The 16,178-nt window shown below is 62.5% G+C and carries 12 protein-coding genes; 7 read left to right on the top strand and 5 right to left on the bottom strand.

Going from position 1 to position 16,178, the window contains the following annotated elements; translation table 11 throughout:
- Positions 1-29 precede the first annotated feature (29 nt).
- Positions 30-959: an alpha/beta hydrolase gene (locus ACYQ47_RS19575; protein WP_459906534.1), complete on the top strand. Its 930-nt coding sequence runs from the start codon at positions 30-32 to the stop codon at positions 957-959.
- Here ACYQ47_RS19575 and ACYQ47_RS19570 read toward each other — a convergent pair.
- Complete coding sequence (locus ACYQ47_RS19570) at positions 929-1,777, bottom strand: EcsC family protein (RefSeq protein WP_244826944.1); 849 nt, start codon at positions 1,775-1,777, stop codon at positions 929-931. The genes ACYQ47_RS19575 and ACYQ47_RS19570 overlap by 31 nt on opposite strands.
- A gap of 112 nt (positions 1,778-1,889) precedes the next feature.
- On the opposite strand from ACYQ47_RS19570, the gene ACYQ47_RS19565 reads away from it, so the two are divergent.
- Together ACYQ47_RS19565 and ACYQ47_RS19560 are read left to right on the top strand one after the other, a co-directional pair.
- Complete coding sequence (locus ACYQ47_RS19565; protein WP_244826945.1) at positions 1,890-3,485, top strand: MDR family MFS transporter; 1,596 nt, start codon at positions 1,890-1,892, stop codon at positions 3,483-3,485.
- A gap of 20 nt (positions 3,486-3,505) precedes the next feature.
- Entirely contained in the window at positions 3,506-3,985 is a 480-nt protein-coding gene (locus ACYQ47_RS19560; RefSeq protein ID WP_250462921.1) for a MarR family winged helix-turn-helix transcriptional regulator, read from the top strand.
- Between the two features lie 4 nt (positions 3,986-3,989).
- Here the strand turns inward: ACYQ47_RS19560 and ACYQ47_RS19555 are convergent, their stop codons facing one another.
- Positions 3,990-5,264, bottom strand: coding sequence for an amino acid deaminase (locus tag ACYQ47_RS19555; RefSeq protein WP_459906533.1), 1,275 nt, complete (start codon positions 5,262-5,264; stop codon positions 3,990-3,992).
- Positions 5,265-5,408: 144 nt separating this feature from the next.
- On the opposite strand from ACYQ47_RS19555, the gene ACYQ47_RS19550 reads away from it, so the two are divergent.
- Genes ACYQ47_RS19550 through ACYQ47_RS19540 form a run of 3 tightly spaced genes read left to right on the top strand, consistent with a single transcriptional unit; the run spans position 5,409 to position 8,209 of the window.
- Positions 5,409-6,296: a MurR/RpiR family transcriptional regulator gene (locus ACYQ47_RS19550; protein WP_250462928.1), complete on the top strand. Its 888-nt coding sequence runs from the start codon at positions 5,409-5,411 to the stop codon at positions 6,294-6,296.
- 1 nt (position 6,297) lies between these two features.
- Complete coding sequence (locus ACYQ47_RS19545) at positions 6,298-7,791, top strand: N-acyl-D-amino-acid deacylase family protein (RefSeq protein ID WP_459906532.1); 1,494 nt, start codon at positions 6,298-6,300, stop codon at positions 7,789-7,791.
- A 31-nt stretch (positions 7,792-7,822) separates the two neighbouring features.
- Positions 7,823-8,209 (top strand): RidA family protein, encoded by a 387-nt coding sequence (locus ACYQ47_RS19540; protein WP_244826950.1) that lies wholly within the window; start codon positions 7,823-7,825, stop codon positions 8,207-8,209.
- Positions 8,210-8,252: 43 nt separating this feature from the next.
- Here the strand turns inward: ACYQ47_RS19540 and queF are convergent, their stop codons facing one another.
- Genes queF through ilvA form a run of 3 tightly spaced genes read right to left on the bottom strand, consistent with a single transcriptional unit; the run spans position 8,253 to position 11,526 of the window.
- Positions 8,253-9,077 (bottom strand): NADPH-dependent 7-cyano-7-deazaguanine reductase QueF, encoded by an 825-nt coding sequence (queF, locus tag ACYQ47_RS19535; RefSeq protein WP_244826952.1) that lies wholly within the window; start codon positions 9,075-9,077, stop codon positions 8,253-8,255.
- A complete protein-coding gene (locus tag ACYQ47_RS19530) occupies positions 9,074-9,991 on the bottom strand; it encodes a 5'-nucleotidase (protein ID WP_459906531.1) in 918 nt (305 codons plus the stop codon). Before ACYQ47_RS19530 ends, queF begins: the two co-directional genes overlap by 4 nt.
- 11 nt (positions 9,992-10,002) lie before the next feature.
- A complete protein-coding gene (gene ilvA, locus ACYQ47_RS19525; protein WP_244826954.1) occupies positions 10,003-11,526 on the bottom strand; it encodes a threonine ammonia-lyase, biosynthetic in 1,524 nt (507 codons plus the stop codon).
- A 531-nt stretch (positions 11,527-12,057) separates the two neighbouring features.
- Between ilvA and ACYQ47_RS19520 the strand changes: the two genes are divergently transcribed.
- Complete coding sequence (locus tag ACYQ47_RS19520; RefSeq protein ID WP_250525365.1) at positions 12,058-16,155, top strand: DUF3683 domain-containing protein; 4,098 nt, start codon at positions 12,058-12,060, stop codon at positions 16,153-16,155.
- The last annotated feature ends 23 nt before the right edge of the window (positions 16,156-16,178 follow it).

Raw genomic sequence — 16,178 nt, 5'->3', positions numbered from 1 at the left:
GGCTCGACTCAAAGCCTGAGCCCGCTACGATGAGTTGGCAAAGCGCGTTCGCATGCTGGCTGCTCAAGCGGCAAATGCGGCCGGAAACGGCGAAGCCCACACTCGATGTCGAGCGCGCGCGGACCTACGCATCGCGTCGAATCTGGTTGCCGCGTGTACCGAAGGGATGGCGAGTCAATATCGAGCCGGATGGCGAATGGTTGCGCCGCGAGAGCGCCGCGCATGATCGACGGACGGTGCTTTATCTCCACGGCGGCGGCTATTACTTTTGCTCGCCGCGCAGTCATCGAGCGATCACGTTCGGTCTTGCGACGCGTGCGGATGCCGACGTGTTTTCGCTCGATTACCGGCTGGCTCCCGAGCATCGCTTTCCGGCCGCGCTCGACGACGCCGTTGCCGCTTACCGCCGCCTGCTCGCGTCGGGCATCGATGCAAAATCGATCGTCATTGCGGGCGATTCGGCCGGCGGTGGCCTCGCGCTCGCCACATTGCTCGCGCTTCGCGATGCACGGGTTCCATTGCCCGCCGGCGCGGTGCTGTTTTCGCCGTGGACCGACCTGACCTGCGGCGGCGCGTCGATGCAAGCAAACGAAGGCCGTGACCCGATGTTCCACGCATCGGTCTTCCCGCGTGTGGCCGCGCTCTATCTCGGCGATGCCGATTCGCGTGATCCCTACGCGTCACCGCTTTTCGGCGATTATCGAGGCCTGCCGCCGCTCCTGATTCAAGCAGGCGACACGGAATTGCTTCTCGACGATGCCACGCGCGTCGCGAAAATAGCGCGCGAAACCAACGTGGACGTGCAATTGCAAATCTGGCGCAACGTCCCGCATATTTTTCAGATCTGGGCGCCATTCATGCCCGAAGCGCGCGATGCGCTCACGCAAGCCGCGCGCTTCATAGCGACCACGACGAGCGCCGACAACGCTCAGCGCCCGCCGATCACCTCGATGGTCTGATAGGCGCGCTCGACCGCCGCCGTTCCGTATTGCCGTTCGAGTCTGCGCACGGTGAAGTGTCCGAGCGCCATCTGCTGAAAATGGTCGATGAACACGGTGTTGACCATGGCGCCGAGAACCGCGCCGATGGCCGGAATCGACTTGGCCGCGACCTGCTCGCTGACCTGCACCGAGAAGCGCGACGCGATGGTCTGCAAGAATTTGAGCAGCGCCGTCGAGCCATGACTGCTCAATCCCTTGGCCGCGATTTCGTTGGTCGCGCGCGAGATGGACTGCGCGAGTGCGCCGCGAACGATGAAATAGCCGATGTCGGCGTTATCGTCGTCTTTGTGGGTGCCGCCCATGCCGAGCACCATCATGCATTGCAACTGCGTCTCCACGCGATGCACGTCCTCGCCTTCGCTGCGCGCGATGTCGCAAATCGAGCGAAACATCAACGTGGTCGTGACGGGCAACTCGACGGGCAACGCAAACAAGCCGAATGCGCCGCCCGCCGCACCCGTCGTCGCGACGGCGAGTTTGTGCATCAGATTGCGCGGTTTGTCCGGCGGCGGCGCGAGCAGCGAGTCGGACGGCGCGCTGTTGCCGAGCGTGCGCAGCGCAAGCTGCAGGCATTTCTTGAGCGCGACTTGCGTGGCTTCGTCGACTTTCCCCTGAGCCGAGGCTGGAAGCCGTCCCATGAGTTTTTCGATCGGCGCGCCGACCACGCTCGCCAGTTTCATCGTGAGCGAAGGGCTTTCGAGCGCCTCCTTCGCGCGGGACAGAGCGGTGAAATCTTCGGCAGTAAGCGGCGAAGTGATGATGGGCGTCGGTTGCATACGAAAAATGTCCGGGAACGTGCATGAAGAGAGCGGTGGGCCACACGGCTTAGAGCACGCGAGCGTGCTATGATTCCCAATCTTTGACTCGTCAATAATTGCGTCCACAAAAATGGCCGTTCACACAGCCGCGCATCACTCCAGCGGACAGGTCTTGCCCTTCCGCGAATCGCTCATGGCGATGTTGGGCATCTCTTTCGTCACCATGCTCGTCGCGCTGGACCAGACCGTCGTGGGCACCGCGCTGCCTACTATCGTGGCCGAACTCAAAGGCTTCGACCTTTACGCCTGGGTCGCAACCTCCTATTTGCTGACCTCCGTCATTACCGTACCTATTTTCGGGCGGCTCGGCGATTACTACGGTCGCAAACCCTTCGTGATCGCTTCGATTATCGTGTTCACGGTGGCGTCCGTGTTGTGCGGACTCGCCAACAGCATGATGTTTTTGGTGCTCGCGCGCGGTTTGCAGGGCATCGGCGGCGGGATGCTGGTTGGCACCGCGTTCGCGTGCATCGCGGATCTGTTCCCGGATTCGGTCGTGCGCCTGCGCTGGCAGGTGCTGATGAGTTCCGCTTTCGGCATCGCCAATGCGGTCGGCCCTTCGCTCGGCGGGATTCTCACGCAGTATTACGGCTGGCGCTCGGTGTTCTACGTGAATCTGCCCGTCGGCGTGCTGTCGCTGTTCTTCGTCTGGCGCTTTTTGCCGCATCTGCGGCATGTCGCGCACGAAGGCAAGATGCGGCTCGACTGGCCCGGCGCCGCGCTGATCGCGGTTGCGCTCGGCGCGCTGCAATTGTTCGTCGAGATGTTGCCGAAGCACGGCATCAGTGTCGAGACGGCGATGCTGTTGGCGGTGGCCATCGTGGCGTCCTACAGCCTGTGGAAGTGGGAACTGCGTTGCAGCTACGCGATTCTTCCCGTCGATATGTTCCGCAACAAGAGCCTCGCCGCGCTGTTCACGCTGGCGATTCTCGGCGGCTTCACCATGTTCTCGCTGCTGTTCTATGCGCCGCTGCTGTTCCAGGGCGGCTTCGGCATGTCGCCGAAAGACGCGGGCATGATGATCACGCCGCTCGTCGTGTTCATTACCATTGGCAGTATCGTGAACGGACGAATCGTGACGCGTTTGAAGAACGCGAATCTCATGCTGTACGTGGGTTTCGCGTTTCTCGCCGCGTCGTGTTTCGGCGTGGTGATCGCCACGCATACGATGCCGCGTTCCATGCTGCTCGTCGTCATGCTGATGGGCGGGCTCGGCCTGGGCTTCGTCATGCCGAACCTCACCGTGTTCGCGCAACAGACCGCGGGACGTCAGCATCTGGGAATTGCGACGGCATTGTTGCAATCGCTACGCATGATCGGCGGGATGATCGGCACGGCATTGACCGGCACGCTCGTGAGCCATCTGTACGCGAGCGGCGTGAGCCTCGCGCTTGAACGAGATCACGCAATGCACTGGCTCGGCGATCTTTCCGATCCGCAAATCCTCATCAATCGCGAAGGACAGGACACGCTGCTCGCGCAGCTTGCGGCTGCGGGTCATAACGGCGCGATGCTGCTCGAATCCGCGCGCGAATCGCTGGTGGCGGCGATCCACATCGGCCTCGCGGTCGCGGCCGTCGTCGCGGTCGTATCGCTCTGGCAGTCGCGCCGCGTGCCGCCCGTGCGCTTGAAACGAACGCACGAACCGGTCATCCTCGCCGAATGAATTACAACGGAATCGAGAGCATGAACGAACAGGAACGTATCGCGGTGGTGCAGCAGTTCGGGCGGACGTATCGCGCTTTCATGTCGGCGTTCGAAGCAGCCGTCGGCCAGCCGATGCCGCGCTGGCGCATTCTGTTCGCCTTGCATGAGCACGAGGGCGAGGTGTCGCAGAAGAAACTCGTCGAACGCCTGCGCGTGGACCCGGGCGCGCTGACTCGTCAGTTAAAGACGCTGGAAGGTCTCGGCTGGGTCGTGCGCAGCGTGGATGTCCGCGACAATCGCGTGTCGAATGTCGCGCTGACAGCGCAAGGCCGCGCGGCGGCGGAAGAGGGCATGCCGCGCCGCACGGCGTTTCTGCACGACACCATGGCATCGTTGCCGGACGACGCCATCGAGGCGCTGTCGGGCGCGCTTCATATGCTCGAAGCGCGCATTCAGGAAGTCGCGGTGCAAAACGCGGCGAACGCCGCACTCGTCGATACCGCCGCCGAAAAAGCCTGACGCGTCAAAAGAACGTTTCGATCACTTCGGTGACGCGGTATTTAGGATCGACCACGAGCACCTGACGCCACTTGTCGAACGTGAGACACGGGTGCGAGATGTCGAAGGCGATCATGTCGCCGACCTTGAGATCATCGCCGGGCTTAATGCGCAAGTAAGCGTGCTGGTCCATCAGGCCAAAGATTTCCCAGCCTTCATCCGTCGAGATATCGCGTGGCGCTTCCGTGCCCGGACGAAAATGCTTCGCCGGTTCCGGCAAGCCCGCGTCGAATGCGGAATCGCGCTTGCCGAGCCCGATGATCGCGCGGTCCGGCTCGGGAATGGACTGCACGTACGCCCACAATTGCAGCGCGGGTTTAAGCCCTTGCCCCATCTTCTTCGCGATGGGATTGCGCGCGAAGATTTCGTTCTGCGCTTTCTTGTAGATGCCGACGTCGTGCGTCAGATAGCAGCCGGGACGCAGTACGACTTCAATGGCGTCGCTGTTCGCCTTGGCGAATTCGTCGGCGACGACGTCGTACCATGCCGATCCCGCGCCCGAGAGAATCGCCGGCTTGCGCGCGATCTTGCCAGCATCGATCAAGGTGCGGGTGGTGTCGACGGCGCTCTTCAAAAAGTCGCGTACCTTCGATTCGTCCTGCAAGACGCCTTCGTATAGTTCGATTCCCGCCAGTTCGATCGTGCCCGGCCAGCGCGCGATGGCCGCGAGCACGGCTTCGCGCTGCGCGTCGTCGCGCACGCCCGTGCGTCCGCCCGGCACGCCGAGTTCGATCAGCACGTTCAGCTTCTTGTGCACGTCGCTGAAGAATGCGCCCAGTTGATCGACGCCATCCGCTGAATCGACGAGACAGAAGAACTCGAAGTTCGGGTCCGTCAGCAGCTCGGCGATCATGCCCATGTTGCGTTTGCCGACGAGCTGATTCGCCAGCAGGATGCGATACACGCCGCCGCGATACGCCGCGCGCACCTGATGCGCCGTGGCAAGCGTGATGCCCCACGCGCCGGTGTCGAGTTGGCGGCGAAAGAGTTGCGGCGCCATGGTGGTCTTGCCGTGCGGCGCGAGTTTCACGCCGTACTCTTCGACGAACGCCTGCATCCACTTCAAATTGTGTTCGATGCGCTCTGCATACAGCACGGCGGCAGGCAAGCTCACGTCCTCTTCGAGCAGGTTCCATTGCAGACGCGCCGCGTCCGTCAGATTGATGCCCGTGCCCGGCACCATGCCGAGACCCTTGCCAAACGGGTCGATTGTCGCGTTCTGATAGTTTGTAACTTTCATGTGCTGCTACTCCATCGTCCGGATGAATAGATTCTGTCGGTGCTTAAAATGGCGTCGCGGTTGACGGCATCATGTTACCCAAAGTAGCATTCTCGGTGAGATGTTATTTAGTAACATACACTGTGGGTTAACCCTGTCAGCACTATGAACGGCCACGCCGATTCGCTCACCTTCGATATCGTCGCGCGCATCGCGCAACGCGCGCCCGAATTGCGCAGCGCCGAGCGCAAGGTCGCCGCGCTGATCCTCGACGATCTCACGGGCGCGTCGCGGGCGAGCATCGGCGCGCTTGCGGACAAGGCGGAAGTAAGTATCGCCACGGTCACGCGCTTTGCGAAAGCGGTCGGCTGTCAGGACGTGCGCGAACTCAAGCTGCGGCTCGCGCAGGCGGCGGGCGTCGGGCAACGCTTTTTGAAGCCCGAACCGGACGCCGTGCCTGAAACACTCGCCGCGCGCATCTTCGAGGAAGTGCAGGCCACGCTCGCACAGAATCAGGGGGCGCTGCGTGCCGCGCCCATTGCGCAAGCCGCCGATGCACTCGCGGCTGCGTCGATGATCTACGTGTTCGGCATGGGCGGCGGCTCGACCGCGCTCGCCGACGAGATGCGCTTTCGTCTCGTGCGGCTCGGGCGGCCGGTGGCGTCGTATCAGGACGGACTGCTGCAGCGCATGGTGGCATCGACGTTATCGAGCGAACACGTCGTTGTCGCGCTGTCCGTGACGGGGCAGACGCCGGAGATGCTCGAAAGCTGCCGAATCGCGCGTGAATACGGCGCGTGCGTGATCGCGTTGACCGCGCCGGCGTCGCCGCTGGCGAAGCTCGCGGACTGGCTCATTCCGGTCATCGCAATAGAAACGGATTTCATCTACAAGCCGTCGTCGTCGCGTTACGCAATGATGATGGCGCTCGATCTGCTGGTCACCGAACTCGCGGTGAAGCAGGCCGATCACAGCCGTGAACTGCTGCGCCGCATGAAGCACGCGCTCGATGCGCATCGTGGCGGCGGCGAGCGGCAACCTTTGGGAGACTGACATGGAATCGCCCTCGAAGCAGAAGGCCGATACGTTGATCATCGGTGCGCGTGTGATCGACGGCACGGGTGCGCCCGCCGTCGAGCGCGATGTCGCGGTGCGCGATGGCCGCATCGTCGCCATCGTGGCGCCCGGCGCCCTCGCCAACTGGAACGCCGATGAAGTGTTCGACGCGCAGGGCAAGGTGCTGGCGCCCGGTTTCATCGACGTCCATACGCACGACGACACGCACGTGATCCGCTCGCCGCAGATGATGCCGAAGATCACGCAAGGCGTGACCACGGTGATCGTCGGCAATTGCGGGATCAGCGCGTCGCCGGTGACGTTGAAGGGCAACCCGCCCGATCCGATGAATCTGCTCGGCGACGCCAACGCGTTCAAATATCCGACCTTCGCCGCTTATGTCGATGCCGTCAACGAAGCGCGTCCCGCCGTGAATGTCGGCGCGCTGATCGGCCATACGGCGCTGCGCAACAATCACATGGACCGGCTGGATCGCGCGGCGAACGGCGCTGAGGTGGAAGGCATGCGAGCGCAACTCGAAGAAGCGCTGGATAACGGCGCGCTTGGGTTATCGAGCGGGCTGGCTTATGGTTCGGCGTTCAACGCGCCGCCAGAGGAAGTGGAGGCGCTTGCCGAGCCGCTTGCCAAGGCAGGTGCGCTTTACACGACGCACATGCGCACCGAGTTCGATGCAATTCTCGATGCAATGGAAGAGGCGTATCGCGTCGGTCGCCATGCGCTTGTGCCGGTGGTGATTTCGCATTTGAAGTGCGCGGGACCGTCGAACTGGGGACGAAGCGTGGAAGTGCTGAAGTCGCTCGAAACGGTGCGCGAGGGTCAGCCGCTTGGTTGCGATTGTTATCCGTATAACCGCAGTTCGTCGACGCTGGATCTGAAGCAGGTGACGGGGGATATCGACATCACCATCACGTGGTCGGAGCCGCATCCGGAGATGGCGGGCAAGCTGATTCGCGAGGTGGCGGCCGAGTGGAACGTGAGCCAGCAGGATGCGGCGAAACGCTTGCAGCCGGCGGGCGCGGTGTATCACAACATGTCGGAAGACGATGTGCGGCGCATTCTCGCGCATCCCGCGACGATGGTTGGCTCTGATGGCTTGCCGAACGATCCGCTGCCGCATCCGCGCTTGTGGGGCGCGTTTCCGCGCGTGCTTGGCCACTACGCGCGCGATACGGCGCTGATGCCGCTCGAAGAAGCGGTGCGCAAGATGACGAGCCTGACGGCGCGGCGTTTCAGCCTGCCCGAGCGTGGCGAAGTGAAAGTGGGTTATCACGCCGATCTGGTCGTGTTCGATCCCGAGCGTGTGCGCGATGCCGCTACCTTCGCGAAGCCGCAGCAGGCGGCGGACGGCATCGACGCGGTGTGGGTGAATGGGGTTTTGACGTATCGCGATGCCGCCGTGACCGGCGCGCGCGCGGGACGTTTCGTGGCGCGCGGCGCGGCATCCAAGCTGGATGCGCAGGGTGCGTTTTGAATTCTTTACGATTGAATCAAGGAGTTGAACGATGAAGCGATATGGCGTTGAAGGCGGCAAGGGACAAGGCGGCGCGCATATGCCGTTTGCACGCGCGGTGGAGGCCGATGGCTGGCTCTTCGTGTCGGGCCAGACGCCGATGGAGAACGGCGAAGTGATCAACGGCGGAATCGTCGAGCAGACGCACAAGGCAATTCAAAACGTGATCGCCATTCTGACGGAAGCGGGATACGGCACGGAGCATGTCGTGCGCTGCGGCGTCTGGCTGGACGATCCGCGCGACTTCGCTTCTTTCAACAAGATCTTCAAGGAGTACTTCGGCGCGAATCCGCCGGCGAGAGCTTGCGTGGTGTCGTCGATGGTGATCGATTGCAAGGTCGAGGTGGATTGCGTGGCTTATAAGAAGGCGTCGGCTTGAACGTCAATGCGGCTCCGGGAAGTCGGAGCCGCATTGGCGAGCTTCACTGCCGCGCCAACCGCGCATTATCCGGCATCGGCAAATTGAAATTCGTCCGGAACGGATTGATATCCAGCCCGCCGCGCCGCGTGTAACGCGCGTACACCGCGAGCCTTTCCGGCTGACATTCCCGCATCACGTCCATGAAAATGCGCTCGACGCATTGCTCGTGAAAACCGGTATGTCCGCGAAACGAAATCAGATAGCGCAGCAAACCCGCGTGATCGATCTGCCCGCCGTAGTAGCGAATCTGCACGCTGCCCCAATCCGGCTGTCCCGTCACCGGGCAATTCGACTTCAGCAGATTCGAATACAGCGTCTCGTCGACGGGTGCTTCGCCATGCGTCGCGCTCAACAGTGAAGGATCGGGCATATAGATGTCCGTATCCAGATCGAGCCTGTCGAGCGACAAGCCATCGAACTCTTCCATCGCGAGCTTGCCGAAATCTGCCGGCGCGGCAAGTTGCACCGATACGGTCGCTCCGCAGATCGCCGATACGTCGCGCTTGATGGCCGCGCGCACGTCGTCGATGGAGTCGAACTTCGTCTGCGCGAACGAGCCAAGGTAAAGCTTGAACGACTTCGATTCGACGATATTCGGCGAATCCGCCGGCACGAAGAACGTCGCCACCGCGATCTGCGGCTTGCCGCGCGCGTTCAGCCACGAAAGCTCGTAAGCGTTCCAGATGTCGGTGCCGAAGAACGGCAGCCGCGCGCCGACGCCGATGGCATCGCGCGCGCTCTTGCGCTCTATCGGAAACAGCAGCGACGCATCGTACTGTTCGGTGTAGTGGACAGGCTTGCCGAGCGGAGATTGTTCGGGTGTCATGTTGCGTTCGCTATGCCGCTGAGAACATGCCCGGTCGGACTCACGCCGCGGGCCGATTCGCAATGGCGAATTTGATCGTCGAAGAAAAAGTCGGGCTCGAATTCACGCAGGAATTCGCCCTTGTCCAGACCGCCCAGGAACATCGCTTCGTCGATTTCGATGTCCCACGCCATCAACGTCCGGATCGCGCGCTCGTGCGCGGGAGCGGAACGCGCGGTGACGAGCGCGGTGCGGATATGCATGGCCGCCTGCTCGCCTTCATTCGCGGCGGCAATGCGTTGCAGCTTGTTCAGCGCTTCGAGCAGCGGCTTCAACGGTCCGCCCGGCAGCGGCAGATCTTTCTTGTTCGTTTCATGGCCGACGAAGGCGAGCAAACCGTCGGCCTGAAACACGCGCTCGGCTTCATCGGAGAAGAGAACGGCGTCGCCATCGAACGCAATGCGAATTTCGTCCGCGTAACGGCTCGCTGCGCGCGGCGTTTCCGGCAGCACGCGCGCGGCGGGAAAACCGGCGGCGAGCGCGTCGCGTACATCGTCGGGATTTGCCGATAAAAATAGCGACGCACGCAGCGGTTTCAAGTAGCTGAAGGGCGAACGGCCGCGCGTGAACACGCCGCGTTCGATCGCCAGTCCATGCTCACGACACGAATGGAACGCGCGCAGGCCGCTGATAGGATCGCTGCGCGAAAGAATCACTACTTCCACGCGCTGCTCGCCCGCATTGAGCGCGAGCAGTTTGCGAATGAGCCCGAACGCCACGCCCGGTTTCGCGGATTTGTCCAGCCGCGAACGTTGCAGCGCTTCGTAACGTGCGAGATCGCCCGCCTCGAACACGCTGTTTTCTTCCTCGAAGTCGAAGAGCGCGCGCGACGAAATCGCGACGACGAGCTTGTCTTCGAGCGTGAACTTGGACATGAAGTCTCGACTTACGCCAGGAACAGCTTGTAGACGGGGTTCTGCTGCTCGTCCCACCACGGATAACCGAGCGTCGCGAGAAAGCGCTCGAACTCGGCGTTATCCGCCCTCGGCACCTGAATGCCGACGAGAATCGAGCTATAGTCCGCGCCTTGATTCCGGTAGTGGAACAGGCTGATGTTCCAGTCCGGCGCCATCGACGAAAGGAAGCGCATGAGCGCGCCCGGCCGCTCGGGAAATTCGAAACGCAGCAGGCGTTCGTCATGCGCGAGCGGCGAATGGCCGCCGACCATGTAGCGAATGTGCTGCTTCGAGAGTTCGTCGTGCGACAGATCGACCGTCGCGAACCCGTGCTCGATGAACGCCGAGCGCATCTGCACCGTCTCGTTGCGCGACTTGATCTGCACGCCGACGAAGATATGCGCGGCCGCCGCATCCGCGATACGGTAGTTGAACTCGGTCACGCTGCGATCGCCGACGAGTTCGCAAAAGCGTTTGAAGCTGCCGCGTTCCTCGGGAATCGTCACCGCGAACACGGCCTCGCGCGCCTCGCCCACTTCCGCGCGTTCCGCCACGAAGCGCATGCGGTCGAAATTCATGTTCGCGCCGGAAGTCACCGCGATCAACGTCTTTCCTTCGATACCTTCGCGTTCCGCATAGACCTTCGCGCCCGCCACCGCGAGCGAGCCCGCCGGTTCGAGCACGCTGCGCGTGTCCTGGAAGACGTCCTTGATGGCGGCGCAAAGCGCGTCGGTATCGACGGTGATGACTTCATCGAGCAACTCGCTGCACAGGCGGAAGGTTTCCTCGCCGACGAGCTTCACCGCCGTGCCGTCCGAAAACAGGCCGACTTCGCTCAAGGTAACGCGCTCGCCCGCCTCGATGGATTGCGCCATCGCGCAGGAATCCTCGGTCTGCACGCCGATGACCTTGATCTCCGGCCTGATCGCCTTGACGTACGCCGACACGCCCGCCGCCAAGCCGCCGCCGCCGATCGGCACGAAGATCGCGTGAATCGGACCTTGATGCTGGCGCAGGATTTCCATGGCGACGGTGCCTTGTCCGGCGATCACGTCGGGATCGTCGAACGGATGGACGAAGGTGAGGCCGCGCTCTTCCTGAAGCTGCACGGCGCGCGCGTAGGCGTCGCTATACGATTCGCCCGCTAGCACCACTTCGACGGTCGAGCCGCCATGCGCGCGGATCGCGTCGATTTTCACTTGCGGCGTGGTCGTGGGCACGGCGATCACCGCGCGACAGCCGAGCCGCGCCGCCGACAAAGCCACGCCCTGCGCATGATTGCCCGCCGACGCCGTAATGACCCCGCGCGCCAGAACGTCGGCGGGCAGGTTGGCCATCTTGTTGTAAGCGCCCCGAATCTTGAAGGAGAACACCGGCTGGTTGTCCTCGCGCTTGAGGTAGACGGCGTTATGCAGGCGCGCGGACAGACTGCGCGCGGGTTCGAGCTCGCTCTCGCGCGCGACGTCATAGACTCGCGCGGTCAGCACTTTCTTCAGGTAGTCGGGATGTGTCATGCGTCGAAATCGTCGCGCAGGCCGGCCGCGCGCTGCTTTTTTGAGGGCGAAAGCATGAATGATAGCGCGGAAGAAGCAGCATTCCGGCTATGACGCCTTATCGCCGACCGACCGGCCGGGAGTAAAAGCGCGGAAAATGCCCGAAACATGTCGTGAACGGGCACGCAAATGCCCCTTCTGCCTGCTAGCCGTCACGAACGGCCTTTTTCGCGATGGGTTAGAATTTCGTTTTACAAATCAGGATCGGCAGATGCACTGGCAGCTTCGGATCGATTTACTGGCGTATGTCCCCCGCGAGCTTCACGCTGCGGCGGAGCGGCATGCGCGCCATGCGCGATCGTGGCGTTGATCCGGGCACATTGAAGGCGCCGTGTCGCATCTGGCTCGTCATTACATCCGTGTCATTGCCGGATTTGCGCGATGCGGCGGCCTTCCTACAGAACAGTCTCATCCAAAAATCTGCGCCCCCACGCGCATCGCCGGTGACTTTGCGCTTCCTGACGCGCTCGCCGGCTCACCGAACCGTCGAACATGAACGCACCTCAAGCCTTCGATCCGAACGGCGCCCATGCCGCCTTGCCGCTCGACGTCGAGCCCCGTCTGCGCGAAATTCCCTATAACTACACGTCGTTTTCCGATCGCGAGATCGTCATGCGGCTGCTCGGCGACGAAGCCTGGGCCGCACTCGACGAACTGCGCGGCGAAAGACGCACCGGCCGCTCGGCGCGCATGCTGTACGAAGTGCTCGGCGACATCTGGGTCGTACGCCGCAATCCGTATCTGCAGGACGATTTGCTCGACAACCCGAAGCGTCGCGTATTGCTCGTCGAAGCGCTGAATCATCGACTGGCTGAAATCGAAAAGCGCCGTAACGCCGATCTATCGCAACACGGCGACGACGCAGGCCAGGAACGCGCCGCACGCGTGCAACTACTGGTCGCGGCCGCGCGCCGCGCCGTGGACGACTTCTCCGCCGAATTCGGCCGCATGGCCGAATTGCGCCGCCGCGCGTCGCGCGTGCTGGGCAAACAGACGCAGAAGGACAACATCAAGTTCGACGGCCTGTCGCGCGTTTCGCACGTCACCGACGCCACCGACTGGCGTGTCGAATATCCGTTCGTCGTGCTCACGCCGGACACCGAGGCGGAGATCGCGGGTCTCATCAAGGCGTGTTTCGAGCTCGGCCTCACCGTGATTCCGCGTGGAGGCGGCACGGGCTATACCGGCGGCGCGATTCCGCTCACGCCGTTTTCCGCGGTCATCAACACGGAAAAGCTCGAACAACTCGGGCCGGTGGAGATGACCGATCTTCCGGGCGTCGATCACAAGGTCGCGACCATTTTCTCCGGCGCGGGCGTGGTCACGCGGCGCGTCACGGAAGCGGCGGAGCAGGCGGGCTTCGTGTTCGCCGTCGATCCGACATCGCTCGATGCATCGTGCGTCGGCGGCAATGTCGCGATGAACGCGGGCGGCAAGAAGGCAGTGCTGTGGGGCACGGCGCTCGACAATCTCGCCTGGTGGCGCATGGTGGACCCGGAAGGCAACTGGCTCGAAGTCACGCGCCTCGAACATAACTGCGGCAAGATCCACGACATTCCGGTGGCGCGCTTCCGGCTCGACTGGTTCGACGGCACGCGCGCGCCCGGCGAAAAGCTCCTGAAAACCGAGGCGCTCGATATCGCCGGCCGCACGTTCCGCAAGGAAGGGCTCGGCAAGGACGTCACCGACAAGTTCCTCGCGGGCTTGCCGGGCGTGCAGAAGGAAGGTTGCGACGGGCTCATCACGTCGGCGCGCTGGATTCTGCACAAGATGCCCGCGCATACGCGCACCGTCTGTCTCGAATTTTTCGGCCAGGCGCGCGACGCCATTCCGAGCATCGTCGAGATCAAGGATTATCTGTTCGAGACGTCGAAGGAGGGCGGCGCGATTCTCGCGGGACTCGAACATCTGGACGAGCGCTATCTGCGCGCGGTCGGCTATGCGACCAAGAGCAAGCGCAACGCGTTTCCGAAGATGGTGCTGATCGGCGATATCGTCGGCAACGACGCCGATGCCGTCGCGCAAGCCGCCTCCGAAGTCGTCCGCATGGCGAATGGCAAGAGCGGCGAAGGCTTCGTCGCGGTGAACGCCGAGGCGCGCAAGCGCTTCTGGCTCGACCGTTCGCGCACGGCCGCCATCGCGAAGCACACCAACGCGTTCAAGATCAACGAAGACGTGGTGATCCCGCTCAATCGCATGGGCGAGTACACGGACGGCATCGAGCGCATCAATATCGAGCTGTCGATCAAGAACAAGCTGCAACTGGTCGACGCGCTCGAGGCGTTCTTCAAGACCGGCAAGCTGCCGCTCGGAAAGAGCGACGACGCGAACGAGATTCCGTCCGCCGAATTGCTCGAAGATCGCGTGCAACAGGCGCTCGATTTGATGAAGCGCGTGCGTGAGCGCTGGACTTTCGTCGGCGACAAGCTCGACATGTCCTTGCGCGAGGCGCAGCACTATCTCGTGAATCTCGGCTACGAAGGGCTCGCCGAGAAGTTCGCGGATCGCGTCGATACCCAGCCGGATGCGAGCGTGTTCCACGTCGCGCAAGACCGCACCGTGCGCATCTCATGGAAGACGGAGATTCGCGGCGAATTGCGCCAAATCTTCAACGGCGGCGAATTCAAGCCGATCCTCGACGAAGCGCAGGCCATCCACAAGCAAGTGCTGCGCGGCCGCGTGTTCGTCGCGCTGCACATGCACGCGGGCGACGGCAACGTACACACCAACATTCCGGTCAACTCCGACAACTACGCGATGCTGCAGGACGCGCATCACGCGGTGGCGCGCATCATGAAGCTTGCGCGTTCGCTGGACGGCGTGATCTCGGGCGAGCACGGCATCGGCATCACGAAGCTGGAGTACCTGACCGATGACGAAATCCGCGACTTCCGCGATTACAAGAAGCGCGTCGATCCGCAGGGGCGCTTCAACGCGGGCAAATTGCTCGAAGGCGCGGACTTGCGCAACGCGTACACGCCGAGCTTCGGCCTGATGGGCTATGAGTCGCTCATCATGCAGCAGTCGGATATCGGCGCGATTTCCGAGTCGATCAAGGACTGCCTGCGCTGCGGCAAGTGCAAGCCCGTGTGCGCGACGCACGTGCCGCGCGCGAACCTGCTCTACAGCCCGCGCAACAAGATTCTCGCGACTTCGCTGCTCATCGAGGCGTTCCTGTACGAAGAGCAGACGCGCCGCGGCGTGTCGATCAAGCATTGGGACGAATTCAACGATGTCGCCGATCACTGCACGGTCTGCCATAAGTGCGTGACGCCGTGCCCGGTGAAGATCGATTTCGGCGATGTCACCATGAACATGCGCAATCTGCTGCGCAAGATGGGCAAAAAGAAGTTCAACGCGGGCAACGCGGCGGGCATGTTCTTCCTCAACGCGACGAATCCGCAGACGATCAACGTCGCGCGCACCGCAATGATGGGCGTGGGCTACAAGGCGCAGCGTCTGGGCAACGACATCCTCAAGAAGTTCGCGAAGAAGCAGACGGCCAAACCGCCCGCGACGGTCGGCAAGCCGCCGGTGGTCACGCAAGTGATCCACTTCATGAACAAGAAGATGCCGGGCAATCTGCCCAAGAAGACGGCGCGCGCGCTGCTGGATATCGAGGACAACAAGATCGTTCCGATCATCCGCAATCCGCAGAAAACCACGGTGGATTCGGAAGCCGTGTTTTATTTTCCCGGTTGCGGTTCCGAGCGTCTGTTCTCGCAGGTCGGGCTCGCCACGCAAGCCATGTTGTGGGAAGCGGGCGTGCAGACCGTGCTGCCGCCGGGCTATCTGTGCTGCGGCTATCCGCAGCGCGGCGCGGGACAGTTCGACAAGGCCGAGAAGATCGTCACGGATAACCGCGTGTTGTTCCATCGCGTGGCCAATACGCTGAACTATCTGGATATCAAGACCGTGGTCGTGTCGTGCGGCACCTGTTACGACCAGCTCGCGGGCTATGAATTCGAGAAGATCTTCCCGGGATGCAGGATCATCGACATCCACGAGTTCCTGCTCGAAAAGAACATCAAGCTCGATGGCGTGAAGGGCACGCGCTACATGTATCACGACCCGTGTCATTCGCCGATCAAGACGATGGACCCGGTCAAACTCGTCAACGAGCTGATGGGTTCGCAGCAGGACGGCTACAAGATCGAAAAAAATGATCGCTGCTGCGGCGAGTCGGGCACGCTCGCGGTGACGCGGCCGGACATCTCCACGCAAGTGCGCTTTCGCAAGGAAGAGGAAATGCGCAAGGGCGCGGCGAAGTTGCGCGGCATTCCGCTCGTCGCGGAGGCGGGCGCGAACGCCATCAACATGGCGAACGCCTCGGCCGGTGCGGCGGGCGCGCAGCCGGGTTCGGTGCTGAAAGCGGGCGATGGTCCGCAGCCGGACAATGCCGTCACCGACGTCAAGATCCTCACGAGCTGCCCGTCCTGCCTGCAGGGTTTGTCGCGCTACAACGAGGACGCCAACACCGAGGCGGATTACATCGTCGTGGAAATGGCGCGCAAGGTGCTCGGCGAGAACTGGATGGAACAGTATGTCGAGCGCGCGAACAATGGCGGTATCGAGCGCGTACTGGTGTAATAGCGAAATCGGGTTTCGATTCG

The organism is Caballeronia sp. HLA56 (genome assembly GCF_054655155.1).
Note: the sequence above shows the minus strand (reverse complement) of the source record. Positions and strands in the feature narration are given on the sequence as shown.

Bases quoted from the DNA above. Each gene is read 5' to 3' on its own strand.
- ACYQ47_RS19575 (WP_459906534.1), top strand. From the start codon at position 30: ATGAGTTGGCAAAGCGCGTTCGCATGCTGGCTGCTCAAGCGGCAAATG.
- ACYQ47_RS19570 (WP_244826944.1), bottom strand. From the start codon at position 1,777: ATGCAACCGACGCCCATCATCACTTCGCCGCTTACTGCCGAAGATTTC.
- ACYQ47_RS19565 (WP_244826945.1), top strand. From the start codon at position 1,890: ATGGCCGTTCACACAGCCGCGCATCACTCCAGCGGACAGGTCTTGCCC.
- ACYQ47_RS19560 (WP_250462921.1), top strand. From the start codon at position 3,506: ATGAACGAACAGGAACGTATCGCGGTGGTGCAGCAGTTCGGGCGGACG.
- ACYQ47_RS19555 (WP_459906533.1), bottom strand. From the start codon at position 5,264: ATGAAAGTTACAAACTATCAGAACGCGACAATCGACCCGTTTGGCAAG.
- ACYQ47_RS19550 (WP_250462928.1), top strand. From the start codon at position 5,409: ATGAACGGCCACGCCGATTCGCTCACCTTCGATATCGTCGCGCGCATC.
- ACYQ47_RS19545 (WP_459906532.1), top strand. From the start codon at position 6,298: ATGGAATCGCCCTCGAAGCAGAAGGCCGATACGTTGATCATCGGTGCG.
- ACYQ47_RS19540 (WP_244826950.1), top strand. From the start codon at position 7,823: ATGAAGCGATATGGCGTTGAAGGCGGCAAGGGACAAGGCGGCGCGCAT.
- queF (WP_244826952.1), bottom strand. From the start codon at position 9,077: ATGACACCCGAACAATCTCCGCTCGGCAAGCCTGTCCACTACACCGAA.
- ACYQ47_RS19530 (WP_459906531.1), bottom strand. From the start codon at position 9,991: ATGTCCAAGTTCACGCTCGAAGACAAGCTCGTCGTCGCGATTTCGTCG.
- ilvA (WP_244826954.1), bottom strand. From the start codon at position 11,526: ATGACACATCCCGACTACCTGAAGAAAGTGCTGACCGCGCGAGTCTAT.
- ACYQ47_RS19520 (WP_250525365.1), top strand. From the start codon at position 12,058: ATGAACGCACCTCAAGCCTTCGATCCGAACGGCGCCCATGCCGCCTTG.